The 13,859-nt window shown below is 49.7% G+C and carries 11 protein-coding genes; 6 read left to right on the top strand and 5 right to left on the bottom strand.

Features of this window, described 5'->3' with window-relative positions; all coding sequences use genetic code 11:
* The first annotated feature begins 19 nt into the window (after positions 1–19).
* The gene (locus GGR41_RS09510; protein ID WP_167661627.1) at positions 20–508 is read left to right on the top strand and encodes an outer membrane lipoprotein; all 489 of its coding nucleotides are present in this window, start codon (positions 20–22) and stop codon (positions 506–508) included.
* 91 nt (positions 509–599) lie between these two features.
* Here the strand turns inward: GGR41_RS09510 and GGR41_RS09515 are convergent, their stop codons facing one another.
* Together GGR41_RS09515 and GGR41_RS09520 are read right to left on the bottom strand one after the other, a co-directional pair.
* Complete coding sequence (locus GGR41_RS09515; protein ID WP_167661628.1) at positions 600–1,163, bottom strand: YggT family protein; 564 nt, start codon at positions 1,161–1,163, stop codon at positions 600–602.
* Positions 1,164–1,374: 211 nt separating this feature from the next.
* A complete protein-coding gene (locus GGR41_RS09520) occupies positions 1,375–4,809 on the bottom strand; it encodes an indolepyruvate ferredoxin oxidoreductase family protein (RefSeq protein ID WP_167661629.1) in 3,435 nt (1,144 codons plus the stop codon).
* Positions 4,810–4,925: 116 nt separating this feature from the next.
* Between GGR41_RS09520 and GGR41_RS09525 the strand changes: the two genes are divergently transcribed.
* On the top strand, positions 4,926–5,381 hold the full coding sequence (locus tag GGR41_RS09525) for an Lrp/AsnC family transcriptional regulator (RefSeq protein WP_077733870.1): 456 nt from the start codon (positions 4,926–4,928) through the stop codon (positions 5,379–5,381).
* A 73-nt stretch (positions 5,382–5,454) separates the two neighbouring features.
* Complete coding sequence (locus GGR41_RS09530; RefSeq protein WP_077733869.1) at positions 5,455–5,946, top strand: hypothetical protein; 492 nt, start codon at positions 5,455–5,457, stop codon at positions 5,944–5,946.
* A 62-nt stretch (positions 5,947–6,008) separates the two neighbouring features.
* On the opposite strand, the gene gltX is transcribed toward GGR41_RS09530, so the two are convergent.
* Positions 6,009–7,409 carry a glutamate--tRNA ligase gene (gene gltX / locus GGR41_RS09535; RefSeq protein WP_167661630.1) on the bottom strand — a complete coding sequence of 467 codons (1,401 nt, stop codon included), beginning with the start codon at positions 7,407–7,409 and terminating at the stop codon, positions 6,009–6,011.
* Positions 7,410–7,531: 122 nt separating this feature from the next.
* Here gltX and GGR41_RS09540 point away from each other — a divergent pair, with 122 nt between their 5' ends.
* The gene (locus tag GGR41_RS09540) at positions 7,532–9,967 is read left to right on the top strand and encodes a bifunctional acetate--CoA ligase family protein/GNAT family N-acetyltransferase (RefSeq protein WP_167661631.1); all 2,436 of its coding nucleotides are present in this window, start codon (positions 7,532–7,534) and stop codon (positions 9,965–9,967) included.
* Between the two features lie 16 nt (positions 9,968–9,983).
* Here the strand turns inward: GGR41_RS09540 and GGR41_RS09545 are convergent, their stop codons facing one another.
* Positions 9,984–10,652: an alpha/beta hydrolase gene (locus tag GGR41_RS09545; RefSeq protein ID WP_167661632.1), complete on the bottom strand. Its 669-nt coding sequence runs from the start codon at positions 10,650–10,652 to the stop codon at positions 9,984–9,986.
* A complete protein-coding gene (gene yjgA / locus GGR41_RS09550; RefSeq protein ID WP_077733865.1) occupies positions 10,649–11,197 on the bottom strand; it encodes a ribosome biogenesis factor YjgA in 549 nt (182 codons plus the stop codon). Before yjgA ends, GGR41_RS09545 begins: the two co-directional genes overlap by 4 nt.
* A 49-nt stretch (positions 11,198–11,246) precedes the next feature.
* Between yjgA and pmbA the strand changes: the two genes are divergently transcribed.
* Positions 11,247–12,614 (top strand): metalloprotease PmbA, encoded by a 1,368-nt coding sequence (pmbA, locus tag GGR41_RS09555; RefSeq protein ID WP_167661633.1) that lies wholly within the window; start codon positions 11,247–11,249, stop codon positions 12,612–12,614.
* Positions 12,615–12,746: 132 nt separating this feature from the next.
* Positions 12,747–13,847, top strand: coding sequence for a TRAP transporter substrate-binding protein (locus GGR41_RS09560; protein WP_167661634.1), 1,101 nt, complete (start codon positions 12,747–12,749; stop codon positions 13,845–13,847).
* Positions 13,848–13,859 lie beyond the last annotated feature (12 nt).

Below are 13,859 nucleotides of genomic sequence, written 5' to 3' on the forward strand. Positions count from 1 at the left end.
AGGTATTAACGGAGTCACTATGAAAACAATTACTCAATTCAACGCATGTAGATTGGCCTTAACGAGTATTGCGGTTGCCTCAGCCGTACTTATTACCGGTTGTGCAGGTCAGTCCGCATCCAGCTCAGTCTATAGTTATGGACAGGCTCAAAATGAACAAATTGTTCGTTTAGGTACGGTTCAATCCGTTCGCTACGTCACGATTCAATCTGACAAAGCATCGGGCTTTGGTGCGGCTTCTGGGGCTGCTTTGGGTGGTGTCGCAGGCAGCACCATTGGCGGTGGCCGTGGTAATGTACTAGCGACCATCGGAGGGGTGATCTTAGGCGGTTTAGCAGGCAACGCCATAGAAAATCAAACCGATAAAAAACAAGGTCTAGAAATCACCGTCCAAATGGACAACGGTGAAACACGCGCTATCGCCCAAGAGGCGGATGTGATGTTTAGTGCAGGCCAACGAGTACGAGTACTCAGTGGTAATGGTCCTACACGCGTCACCCCCCTCTAAGCCATAGCGGCTAGCCAATGAAAATGCCCTGGGTGTTTATAAAACACCCAGGGCATTTCTGTGTAACGCACTTAAAGGTAAATGATGCTTTTTAAAAAGCAATGAGAGCAAAATTAAGGCGCTGCACCACCATATTTAATACTTGGATAATTAACAGTACCAATAACGGCGAAAAGTCGATGGCACCCGTATTGGGTAAGCGTTTGCGAACGGGCTCCATAATAGGACGAGTAAGCGCTAGCAAAAGCGGCATAGCAGGGGCGTTGGGGTTAACCCATGACAAAATGACTTGAATTAAAATCAGCCATAAGGTGATATTTAATGCCCATTTAATGACGGTAAGTAGCGCAGCCAAAGCCAGTTTAGGTAATAGCTCTAGCGGTAAACCGACGCCAGCCAAAAGCAACCAACCCCCAAGCAATGAGACAAAAGCGCATAGCCACGCAGCAATGAGGCTTGAGCTATCGATATGGCGACTATTTTTTACTAGCTTGTGTATAGGGAGCACAGCCCAGTCAGTGACACGAAAGATAGCCTGAGAGTAAGGGTTAAACGGTGGCATGCGAATAAAAAACAACCACGCTCGAAGCAAAAATGCAGCACCCAGTAGTGACAGGCCAACTTGCAAAATAAAAGATAAGATATCTGTAAACATAGAGCGGTTAAGTGGCTATTGTTCGTCTGCGTTATCGTAGGGGTAAGGCCAGTTACCGGCAGGGTTCGGTTCTGTATGGATGGGTTGAGCAGGCTGGGTGGCAGTAAAAGCCATAATTCATATCCTTAGTTAAGCAAACAATAAAGGCATGGGCCTAGCGCCCATGCCTAAAAGTCTAACCCAAGCCCAGCAGGCTGCAAAGCCTTGATATTTAATTAAGAAATACGCCTTTAGCAATAAGCTGGGCCTGTTCTTTGCGTGCTTGTTCAACTGCAGCGTGCTTAACGGGGCCAAAGCCACGGATACGTTGGGGGATTTTCACATACTGCAACGCCAGGTCAAAGTGATCAGCGGTTAAATGGTGGCTTAGCAACTCGAGCTGGTGCATGAACTGGTCGCGTAATTCGCGTTCCATTTTACGCTCGGCTTGATACCCAAATAGGTCAAATGCTGTACCACGAAGGGCTTTGCCCTTAGCTAAGCCAGGCATAAATTTAAGCATCCAGCCACCCAGTTGGCGTTTTAAAGGGCGTCCCGTACTACCTAAACGGCTGATCCAGGGCGGCGCCATATGAAAGTTCACCTCAAAGCCTGCTTCAAATTGCTGTTGCAATTGCTCCATAAAAGCCGGCTCGCTGTAGAGACGTGCCACTTCGTATTCATCTTTATACGCCATCAGTTTATATAAGCTGTGGGCGGCTTCTAGGCTGAGCTGTTCAGAGCCGGGCTGTAGGCGTTGCTCTGCTTGGCTCAGTTTTTGAATCAGTTGCGTGAACTGTTTGGCATAAGCAGCATTCTGATAAGCCGTTAAGCGCGGCACATACACCTCTAAGGCGGCATGCAAGCTTTGTGGGCGTTGTGTGGTGGGACGTTGATGTTGGGCAATTAAGGCAGTGATTTTTTCTGGTGCCGCCATCCAGACCCGCCCGGCATCAAAAGCTAATTGGTTCGCCGTAACAGCGACGCCATTTAACTCGATAGCACGATACAAAGCGGTCAAGCTAATGGGAATGGCCCCCTGTTGCCATGCCATACCAAGCATCATCATATTAGAAAGAATGCTGTCACCGAATAGTTGCTCTGCCAGATAATGGGCGTCCACATGATGGCTATTTTGCTGTCCACTGGTGCCAACTAATTGCTCCACTAATGCTGCACGCGGCAGTTTCACATCGGGTTGACGTGTAAATTCAGAGGTCGGAGCAAGGTATTCATTAATAAAGACCTGAGTCTTTTGGGGGGCAATACACTGGGCTGCGGCTGCATTACTGGCCGCAACACTATCACAGAGAATAGCCACGTCAGCTTGGTGCGTATCAATACGAACGGTGCCAGCACTTTGCGAGTCTGCAGAAAGACGAACATGGCTGATCACGGTGCCGCCTTTTTGCGCTAAGCCGGTCATATCTAATACTGACGAACCGCGGTTTTCTAAGTGCGCAGCCATGGCGACGATGGCGCCAATGGTAATAACTCCTGTGCCGCCAATGCCAGCCACAATTAAATTACAGGCGGTGGGAGCCCCTTGGCTACGCACTGTATTCTGCAAGGCCTCAGCAAAATGCTTTTGCAAGGTTGTGCTGTCAAGGCCAGCCGCTTTTTTGGGCTCGGCACCCAGTACAGAAACAAAACTAGGGCAGAACCCTTCTACACAGCTAAAGTCTTTATTACAGCTGGATTGATCAATAGCGCGTTTACGACCGAGTTCCGTTTCGAGCGGCACAATAGACAAGCAGTTCGACTGCACACCACAGTCGCCACATCCCTCACAGACTTCTGGGTTAATGAAAATGCGCCGCTGTGGGTTGGGAAAGTCGTTTTTCTTGCGACGTCGGCGTTTTTCCGCTGCACAGGTCTGATCGTGAATTAAGACAGTCACCCCGGGTATATCTCGCAGTTCCCGTTGCACTCGATCCAGCTCACGGCGGTGCAAAACCTCAATGCCTGCGGGTAAGCTAACCCCTTTGTAGCGTTCGGGCTCATCCGTTGTGATCACGACTTTCTTCACCCCCTCGCCGAGGACTTGTTGGCAAATCCGAGGAACTGAAATAGGCCCGTCTACTGGCTGGCCTCCTGTCATGGCAACCGCATCATTAAATAAGATTTTATAGGTGATGTTGGCTTGGGCAGCTACCGCTTGACGTATGGCCAAATAACCCGAGTGAAAATACGTGCCTTCACCCATATTTTGGAAAATATGGGCTTGATTCATGAAGGCAGAAGCGCCGATCCAGTCGGTGCCTTCACCCCCCATTTGAGTAAGCCCTTGTGTATCTCGGTCCATCCACGATGCCATGTAGTGGCAGCCCACGCCGGCGAGCGCTTTGCTGCCTTCAGGCACTTTAGTAGAACTGTTGTGGGGACAGCCAGAACAAAAATAAGGACGACGGGTTAGGCCAAAACTATCTAACGCCTTGACTGTAGGTAAAACACAGGGGGTGGCAGAAGGAACAGCGGAGAGCAGGTTAAGGTCGTTAAGCCAGCTTAGCAGCGCTTGTTCTATAGCGGATGGGCTAAGCTGACCATAGCGTGAAATTAGCTCATGGTGTTGGCTGTTCTTCTTGCCTTGCACCCCAATAGTTAACCCGGCATCAAACAGCAAATTTTTGATTTGGGCTTCGACAAAGTCGTCTTTTTCCTCGATGACTAATAAATAATCCAAGTCACGGGCAAAGGCCAGAAAGCCTTCGGTTTCAATTGGCCAGATTAAGCCTAGCTTATAGTGGCGTATTGCCGGTAAGGCTTGTATTTTTTGGGCGTTTTCTATGGCTTCAAGCGTATCTACCGTGCTTTTTCCAGTCGTCACAATGCCTATTTTAGCTTGGGGGGCAGGGTCAATGAGTTTATCTAAGGGGTAGACACGAGCGAACTCGTGTACGGCCACCAAACGACTTTCTATGTTGTTTTCAATATGCGGCGTTAGAAAGGGCTTGGCATCGTAACTGCGTGCATGGGGTGACGGGGTCAACGCCAAGTCAAATTGAGGCACATCCATAATAGTAAAAGCTCGACCACTTTCTACCGTTTCTGTGATGGCCTTAAAGCCGACCCAAGCACCCGAATAACGCGATAGGGCCCAGCCCCATAAGCCAAAGTACTCGTATTCTTCTACAGAGCTAGGGTGAATGATAGGCATACGCAAATGACGTAACGCATGCTCACTGCTGTGGGGAATGGACGACGAAACCCCCACGTGGTCATCGCCCACTACCACCAGTACCCCACCTTTATGACTTGCTCCGGCCGCATGACCATGGTGCAAAGCATCACAGGCTCGGTCTACCCCTGGACCCTTGCCATACCACATGCCAAATACCCCATCGACCTCTTTGTTGGGATGCGTGTCTAACTGCTGGGTTCCCATCATCATGGTTGCAGCCAGGTCTTCGTTAATTGCGGGCTGAAAACGGATACGCGCTTTTTCCAGTTCCTTAGCATGGCGCCACATCGTCGAGTCCACGCCGCCTAATGGGGAGCCTCGATAGCCGGACACAAAGCCAGCGGTATTTAAGCCCGCCGCTTGATCGCGACGCGCCTGGCTTAAGAGCATGCGTAGTAACGCCTGAGTGCCAGTAAGAAAAATACGGCCTGACTCAGCGCTAATATTGTCGTTAAGTTGGTAATCTAAATTTAAATTATTACGCATGATAAAACCTCCATGATGATAGCTACCATCTTAAGTAGAAACCCGGGGTTTTTCTTTGCGTTGTTATTGCGTAAATTCCCCTATAAACGAAATAAACATTTCAATATGGGTGAATAATGGACGCAATTAATTTAAAAATACTAGATCATCTGCAAAAAGAGGGGCGAGCCTCAGCACAACAGGTCTCTGAGCAAGTCGGGTTATCCGTAGCACCTGTATGGCGGCGTATCAAAGCCTTAGAGGAACAAAAGGTGATTACCGGCTATCACGCCGTGGTGGATCGTAATAAAGTCGGCTTGCAAAGCTGCATGTTTGCACAAATTAGTTTAGATAGGCATTCGGCCACTATGGTGGATAATTTCATTCAAGCAGTACGTGAAACCCCTGAAATTATGGCGTGTTATGCCGTAACTGGAGACGCTGACTTTTTGTTAAAAATTGTGGTGTCGAGCCCAGAAAGCTACGACGACTTTATGCATCGTTTTTTCTTTAATTTACCCGGCGTTAGGCAAACCCGTACGATAGTGGTGTTGAAGGAGATCAAAAATCAATTACAGTTACCTTTGTTTTAGATTAACTGCATAGAGCGATGAAAAGCTAGGGTAAAATCGCTGGTACTTAATACATTTTACGAGGACATGCTGTATGAAGCCGTTTCGTTTTTGGCGAGTGATCGGGGTGATGGTTTTAGGTAGTGGTTTGGCTGCGTGTACCTCCTTTCCTCCCCCGCCTGCCGCCCCTGAGCCCCAAAAAAAACCTGTTTGTGAGTCGGTTTCAGCTGAAGACCCGTTGGTAGGCAACTGGCTCAGCAAACGTCAAGAAAAAGGGGTAGCTGGCGAGCTCCGGACCTTATTCACTTTACAAGCAGATGGGCGTATGTTGTATACCGAACAAATCAAACGCCCCAGACAGCCTTCGCAGGGGCTCAGTGAAAGTGGTTGTTGGTGGCGCGATGGTGACCAGCTGGTATTGAAAACCCTCGAGTCCAATGGCTCGCCTGTAGACACCGATGACCCTATTTATGAAAACCGTTACAGTGTGTCGCACAGCAGTACAGACAAGCTACGGTTACAAGGCGCTGATGGGGTGCAGCACAATACCACTCGAACATCGCCGGGGTATCGCCTGCCGTTTTAATCGAAAGTAAATGCCTTTAGGGGCGCGTCGGCCTGAGCTCGACGCGCCGGTATTACACAAGCCTAGTCAAGTTGTGCCAAACGGCTTAGCACTGTGTTTTTGCCTAACAAGGCCAATACGGCATCGATAGCGGGGGTTTGTTTTTGCCCTGTTACCGCTACGCGTAGTGGAATACCTAATTGCGGCATTTTGGCTTGGTGTGCCCCAAGTGTTTCTTTAATGACAGCACTAAGCGTCGCGGTGTTCCAGTCGTCAAGCTGTGCCGCACGCTGAGCAAAATCCTGCACTAAAGCCCGGGCGCTGTCCGTCAGGACTTCGTCTTGCAGTTCGGCAGGCGCTGCCTGGAATTCACTGCAAAACATCATGGCGCCTTGGGCTAAGTCATTTAGCGTTTCGGCACGGCCTTTTAGTAGCTCCATGACGGCACTTAGGTCGGTGGCACTTGGGTTACCGCCTAATTTTTTAATGCGTGGTGCAACCCGTTCGGCTAGGTCCGCATTATCACGTTGCTTGATGTAATGGGCGTTGACCCAATTGAGTTTTTTAGGATCCCATTGTGAGGCTGAGCGGCTGAGGTTTTTGGTATCAAACCATTCGACAAACTGCTCGACTGAGAAAATCTCGTCATCGCCGTGGCTCCAGCCAAGGCGAGCTAAATAATTCAGCATGGCCTCGGGTAAATAGCCCTGCAGGTCGTAATCCAGAATGCTCACGGCACCGTGACGTTTAGACAGTTTTTCCCCATCGGGCCCTAGGATCATAGGTACGTGGCCATACACAGGAACCGTTGCCCCTAAGGCTTCGAGAATGACAATTTGGCGCGGGGTATTGTTCACATGGTCGTCGCCCCGAATCACGTGGGTAATGGCCATATCCCAGTCGTCCACAACCACACAAAAGTTATAGGTAGGGGTGCCGTCGGCGCGAGCAATAATGAGATCATCGAGTTCATCGTTAGCGATCGTAATACGACCTTTAACCATATCATCCCAGCTTGTTACACCGGTTTGTGGGCTTTTAAAACGCACCACAGGTTGGCGATCAGTAGGGATAGCAGGCAGCGTTTTACCTTGTTCAGGACGCCATGTGCCGTCATAACGGGGTTTTAAACCTAATGCGCGTGCTTTTTCGCGCATGGCCTCGACCTCTTGGGGGGTACTGTAGCAGTAATAGGCGTGACCTGACTCCAGGAGTTGTGCTATCACTTCTTTATGACGCGCATTGCGCTGCATTTGATAAAACGGGCCTTCGTCGGCCTGCATCCCTAGCCAATCCATGCCCTCTAAAATAGCTTGTACTGCCTCGGGGGTAGAGCGTTCTAGATCGGTGTCTTCAATACGCAGTACAAAAACACCGTTGTGATGACGTGCGAATGCCCATGAAAACAATGCGGTACGAGCCCCACCTAAATGCAAATAGCCGGTTGGTGAGGGAGCAAAGCGGGTACGGATAGTAGTAGTCATAAACTCATAGCAATCAAAAGAAGAGAATGCCCGTTAACGCGGACAAATTTCCTTTATTTTAATAGACTGAACGTAATTGCGCAGAACAAACTGAAAAAGAAAATCACCCCGAGGTTGCCAAGATGATAGTACGCCATCGTTTAGCCGCTTTATTTGAGCCCCAATCCGTCATTACCGTCGTCAGCCCTGATGCCCGATGTCATTTGCAGTTTGATGCGACAGTGACCTTGCACCATGTGGTCTATGATCCCCATCAAGCGTGGCCCAGTAAAGATGGGGGAGAGACGCGATGGGATTTAGCGGTGGTATGCGTACCGGCGGATCAACTGCTCGATGTGCTCCAGCATTTGTCTGCATGGCGTCCTCGCGCTTTGAGTTTATTGACCCACTCCTCTAGTCAACCCTATGACGCGCAGCTTATTGCTTCACTAACAACCTGGGCTCAGGCACAGCACTGCTTAGTATTAGGGCCACGTTCATTTGGTTTAATGCGTCCAGGGGGAAAACTAAATGCCAGTATTCATCCTGTCGCCCCTCAAGCAGGCAAAATTGCTGTGGTGTCGCAGTCGCGCACCATTGCCACCGCTCTGCTCGATTGGAATGAAAATGCCCAAGTGGGGTTTTCAACTGTGGTGGATTTGGGCGAGGAAATGGATGTGGATTTGGCGGCTGTGTTGGATTATTTAGCCGTTGATGCCCAAACCGATAGTATTGTGTTGTATTTACACAGCCACCCTATGGCTAGGCGGTTTGCCAGTGCGATTTATGCGGCGTCCGCCGCCAAACCAATTATTGTATTGAAAGCGGGCGGTATCCATGAAGGGCCAGCGTTGCGCGCACGCGAGGAAGTCTTCAGTGCCTTAATGCGTCGGGTGGGCGCCATCCGCGTCCGTTATCTGATGCAGCTCTATGCGGCCCTTAAAGTATTAAGTCTAAAACGTCGCGTTAAAGGTTCACGCATTGCTATTGTTTCCAATGGCGATGGGGTGGCGCAACTGGCTGTCGATATTATGCGTCATGGCACGATCGTAGAACTCGCCACGCTCAGCACCAAAACCCGCCATGCTCTAGAGCGTATGGCCTTGCCCACAGACCGTTTGCAAAATCCGATTGCTCGCTATGCGCCATGGACAACGGACTACATAGAGCAAGTCATCGAAAGTTTAGCGGTAGACGAGCAAGTAGATGGTATTTTGGTATTGATCGCCCCCGATCCTTATGCCGATCTCAGCCAAATTGCTGACTCTATTTTGAAAATGAGTACCACGCTTTATAAGCCGTTAATGAGCTGCTTTGTGGGTGAGGCCTCAATGCGACCTTTACGTCACCGTTTAGAGCAGGCGGGTATACCCGCCATGCGCACACCGGATGCCGCCATCGACGCGATTAATACGTTGGCTTCCTACTACCATAACCAACGCCTAGCTCAGCAAATATTGCCCGCCGAATCATTAGGTCGTCCGGCACAGCTGCGTGCCGCCCGAGCCTTAATTACGGCCTTACAGCAACAAGGGGTGCGTTATATGGACGAGGCAGATTGCGCACAACTATTGGGGTATTTTCAAATTCCTATACAAACGCAGGCGCTACCCCAAACCTTGCCCAGTCTGGCCCCCACCAGTGTGCATAGTTATACCGATGAACACTATGGGCCATATATTGTTTTTGGGGCGGCTCAAAGCCAATTACAGTTTCTCAATAGCCGCACGTCTGTTGCTTTGCCACCATTAAACCGGTACCTGGCGCGTCATTTGATTGAGCGGGCTCCAATCTGGCAAGAGCGTCTTGGTGCTGAGGCGGGCGGCGCTATTTATGCCCAACTGCAACAAGCCCTAGAGCGTTTATCTGAATTAGTCAGCGAAATCCCCGCTGTGAAAGGCGTGCATATAGACCCACTTTGGCTTAGTCCTAGCGGCTTGTATGCCTCGCAGTTAGTGATTGAGCTGCATGCACAGGCCGTCACTACAATGCCTGAGCACACCGGTTACTCACATATGGCTATTCATCCATATCCGCGTTATTTGGTGCAGCAGCATCACTTTAGTTCTGGGCAAAGATGGGCGCTACGTCCTATACGCCCCGAAGACGCCCAAGCCTTACAAGAATTCGTACGCAATCTGTCCGAAGAGAGCCGCTATATGCGTTTTGTGTCGATGATGCGCGAACTTTCTGCCTCTATGCTAAGTCGCTACACACGTATTGATTACGATCGTGAGCTTGCTTTAGTGGCTACGATTCCACATCACACTTCAAACAAAGACGAGGGCGATCAAGTCATTGCCTTTGCCCATTATTTACGCAACCGAGACGGCGTAGGGGCAGAATATGCATTGGTAGTAGCGGATGATTGGCAGCGCCATGGGCTAGGCGTACAAATGATGCGGGCATTAATTCAGGCCGCTACGCATCAAGGGCTGAGTTATATAGACGGTTATGTGCTTGCTTCAAACTATGCCATGCTTGGGCTATTAAAGCATTTAGGCTTTAAAGACGACATGGATAAATACGACCCAAGCCTGCGCCGTGTGTGGTTAGAGCTGCCGCAACAAGCTAGTTAGCTTTTGCGGCGGCCTATTATTTCACCAACACTTTTTTCAAAAAATCACCTATCGCACTGACCTCGTCGGGGTGCACAGAATGAGGCATAGGATAGGTGTGCCACTCAATGTCGTAACCCAATTCACCCAATAGCGCCTTGGATTCCTGCGCACGTTCGATGGGGACCACTGGGTCTTGTGTGCCATGGGCCATGAAAATAGGCGTGGTGGCATTAGCGGGATGGCGTTCGGTGCTGGTCTTGCCCGCCAAGGGTAAATAGCCCGATAGACACACCATGCCGGCTAATTGTTCCTCTAGGCGTAAGCCTGTTTGCAACGTCATCGCACTGCCCTGAGAGAAGCCTGCCAACACAATACGTTCAGTCGGAATACCGCGCGCATTTTCGCGGGCAATTAAGGCCTGAACTAAAAGTTGAGAGTCCCGTAGCCCTTTTTCATCCTCGTGTCGTACCAAGTCCATCATGTAAATGTCGTACCAAGCTCGCATTGCCATGCCATTGTTAATAGTAATAGGCATGACGGGGGCGTGAGGGAAAATAAAGCGAATAGGGATATCATCTATACCTAGCTCAGGAACAATAGGGGCAAAATCATTACCATCTGCCCCTAAACCATGTAACCAAATAACGGCAAACTGCGGGTTGGTTGAGGTTGAAATCTCAATGCATTCTAATTCTGTGCTCATGAACGGTCTGATTGCTCCACAATAGATTTAATGGCTTGAAAAAGTTGGCGGTACTGCTTGCGCTGAGGCTCTTTGCCTTCGGGAAGCTGCTCGTTTTGTTGGCTTTCCTTGCGAGCGCTACGAACCAGACTACGAAACGCCTGAGGGTCGGCGGGGTTAAATTCCTCAAAAAATAAGGTCAAGGCAGCATCGTCGCGCATCAGCACATCGCGCAAGGCCTCGAGTCGGTGCATGGCTTTAGCTTGTTCCTTAGAGCCGTTCTCCCAAATGTCTAGTTGGTGGCGAATGGCATCGGCGTCTTCAAAGCGCATGAGCTTGCCCACATATTGGAGTTGACGGCGTTTACCTTCACGTGCGGTAATACGTTGAGCTTCTTTGATGGCGGCTAACAGGGTATCGTTTAGGTTGAGCTTGTTTAGTTTGTCATTAGAAAGCTCTACCAATTGCTTGCCTAGATCCTGCAAGGCATGCATATCGCGCTTTACTTGTGACTTGCTAGGGCCGGAATAGCCGTTTTCATCGGGTTCTAAGTAATTTTCGGTCATAATAAATAGAGTATCAGCGGTGTAGTTCGCTTCATTTTAAAGAGTATCCATGAGTCAGTCTTCTATTTCTTCTTTGCCCATATCGGAAAACCAATCGCGATTTTGTCAGTTGGTGGATGATGTATTAAAACATGCCAAGCAGTTAGGTGCGTCAGACGCCGCCGTAGAAATTGCAGAAAATCAGGGCTTATCAGTCGCTGTGCGGCAGCAAGACGTGGAAACCATAGAACAAACTCGTGATCGTTCTTTAAGTGTAACGGTTTTTGCAGGCAACAAACGCGGCTCTGCCTCTACCTCGGATTTTTCAGTTAAAGCACTCCAAGACACGGTAGCAGCCGCTTGGCATATTGCTCGTTACACAGCAGAAGACGCGATGGCAGACCTTCCTGATACGGACGATTTAGCACTGCATTATCCTGATTTGGCCTTGTATAGCCCATGGCCCATTGATGCTCAGCATGCTGCGCGCCTCGCCTTACGCGCTGAACGCGCGGCCTTGCATTACAGTCCGTTAATCACCAATAGTGATGGCGCCGCCTTGGACACAAATGTTGGCCATTTTGTCTTGGCAAATAGTCGAGGGTTTTTAGGTGGCTACCCCTACAGTCGCTATAGTATTTCCGCCAGTCCCATTGCGGGCGAGGGCAACGCCATGCAGCGCGATTATTGGTATAGTGTCGCTCGTAAGCCACGGCTATTAGCCAGCCCCGAGGAAGTAGGGCGTATTGCCGCTCAAAAAACCTTAGCACGTTTGCATGCCAAACGTATTAAAACAGGTCATTACCCTGTGCTATTTGATGCCACACTAGCCGCTGGGTTGCTCGGTTCTTTTGTGCGTGCAGCCAGCGGTGGGGCATTGTATAGAAAAACATCATTTTTACTTGATCAATTAGGCCAATCCGTCTTTGCGCCGCATATCCAAATTATAGAAAAGCCGCATATTTTAGCTGGCTTAGGCAGTGCGCCCTTTGATGCAGAAGGCGTAAAAACAACCGATCGCGTTGTGGTGGATCAAGGGGTGTTAAACGGTTATTTTCTGTCTACGTATACGGCCCGAAAATTGGGCATGCGCACCACAGGGAATGCCGGCGGTGCGCATAACCTCACGTTACGCTCGAGCCAAACCGATACCACGGATGACCTAACACAAATGCTAAAAAAACTAGGTACCGGTCTGTATGTGACCGAGCTTATTGGCCAAGGCATTAATTACGTAAGCGGCGACTATTCACGCGGGGCCTTTGGATTTTGGGTAGAAAATGGTGAAATTCAACATGCCGTAGAGGAAATCACCATTGCTGGTAACTTAGCGCACATGTTCAAGCACATGGTGGCAGTGGGCGCAGATGAAGTGATCCGCGGGGGTAAACGGACTGGCTCTATTTTGATAGAAAATATGGCGGTGGCGGGCAGCTAGCACAGTGGGGCTGATAATGCTCAGCCTTCTGGCTATTCCTAATAACACTCTGAATACCTGCGGTGTATGATATGGTTGCGACCAGTATATTTTGGTCATCTTTTTAATTGAACGTCATGGAGGTTCCACGCGATGCAGCGTCGTTCATTTTTGAAAAAAGCCGGTTTGACTGCTGTGGCGGGTTCTGCTGTCGTTGCAGCCCCAGCAATTGCTGAAAGCCTGCCAAAGCTAAATTGGAAAATGACGTCCACTTACGGGCCGTCATTACCAGCACTCTTTTCCACGGCAGAGCTTTTCGTCAAGATGCTAACTGAAATCTCTGACGGAAACTTCAATGTGCGTCTATACCCTGTAGGCGAAATTGTGCCGGGTTTCGAGGTCATGGACGCCGTAGAAAACCGCACCGTAGAAATGGGGCAAACTGCTTCTTACTACTTTTATGGTAAAGATCCGTCGTTCAGTTTTGATACAGCTGTTCCTTTTGGTTTAAACTCACGCCAAATGAATGCCTGGATGTACGAGGGCGATGGCATGAAGCTCATGCGCGAGCTCTTTGCGACGCGTAATATTGTTAACTTCCCCTTTGGTAATACGGGTACCCAAATGGGCGGCTGGTATCGCAAGGAAATTAACTCCGTCGACGACCTAAAAGGTTTGAAAATGCGCACAGCTGGCTTTGCTGGCGAAGTCTTAGCGCGTATGGGCGTCGTGCCTCAACAGGTTCCCCCCGGGGACATCTACCCCTCTTTAGAAAAGGGTACCTTGGATGCTGTCGAGTTCGTTGGTCCAGTAGACGACGAAAAGCTCGGCCTGCAGAAAGTCGCCAAGTATTACTATTATCCTGGTTGGTGGGAAGGGTCTGCTCAGGTATCGCTATACGTCAACCAAGACGCATTTAACGAGCTACCTAAAGCTTATCAAAACATGGTGGCGACAGCGGCACGTGCCGCATCCGATAATATGTTAGCCATTTACGACTCCCAAAGCCCAGGGGCGCTGCGTCGTTTAATTGCAGGGGGCGCGGTACTAAAAGCCTTCCCCCGAGACGTTATGGATGCCTCCTTCAAAACCTCTAACGAACTCTACAAAGAGTTCTGCGAGAAAGACGAGCGCTTCAAGCGCATCCACGACAACTACATGGCCTTCCGTGACGAGCTAGTACCTTGGTTCCGTGTGGCCGAAGGTTCCTACGACAATTACCTAGGTATTGCCCTAGCAAACCGCGGTAAATAAGCCTATTTGTCG

It is taken from the genome of Paenalcaligenes hominis (assembly GCF_011927625.1).
GTDB lineage: Bacteria > Pseudomonadota > Gammaproteobacteria > Burkholderiales > Burkholderiaceae_B > Paenalcaligenes > Paenalcaligenes hominis.

Excerpts from the sequence above, each read along its gene's own strand:
- GGR41_RS09510 (WP_167661627.1), top strand. The coding sequence starts at position 20 with ATGAAAACAATTACTCAATTCAACGCATGTAGATTGGCCTTAACGAGT.
- GGR41_RS09515 (WP_167661628.1), bottom strand. The coding sequence starts at position 1,163 with ATGTTTACAGATATCTTATCTTTTATTTTGCAAGTTGGCCTGTCACTA.
- GGR41_RS09520 (WP_167661629.1), bottom strand. The coding sequence starts at position 4,809 with ATGCGTAATAATTTAAATTTAGATTACCAACTTAACGACAATATTAGC.
- GGR41_RS09525 (WP_077733870.1), top strand. The coding sequence starts at position 4,926 with ATGGACGCAATTAATTTAAAAATACTAGATCATCTGCAAAAAGAGGGG.
- GGR41_RS09530 (WP_077733869.1), top strand. The coding sequence starts at position 5,455 with ATGAAGCCGTTTCGTTTTTGGCGAGTGATCGGGGTGATGGTTTTAGGT.
- gltX (WP_167661630.1), bottom strand. The coding sequence starts at position 7,409 with ATGACTACTACTATCCGTACCCGCTTTGCTCCCTCACCAACCGGCTAT.
- GGR41_RS09540 (WP_167661631.1), top strand. The coding sequence starts at position 7,532 with ATGATAGTACGCCATCGTTTAGCCGCTTTATTTGAGCCCCAATCCGTC.
- GGR41_RS09545 (WP_167661632.1), bottom strand. The coding sequence starts at position 10,652 with ATGAGCACAGAATTAGAATGCATTGAGATTTCAACCTCAACCAACCCG.
- yjgA (WP_077733865.1), bottom strand. The coding sequence starts at position 11,197 with ATGACCGAAAATTACTTAGAACCCGATGAAAACGGCTATTCCGGCCCT.
- pmbA (WP_167661633.1), top strand. The coding sequence starts at position 11,247 with ATGAGTCAGTCTTCTATTTCTTCTTTGCCCATATCGGAAAACCAATCG.
- GGR41_RS09560 (WP_167661634.1), top strand. The coding sequence starts at position 12,747 with ATGCAGCGTCGTTCATTTTTGAAAAAAGCCGGTTTGACTGCTGTGGCG.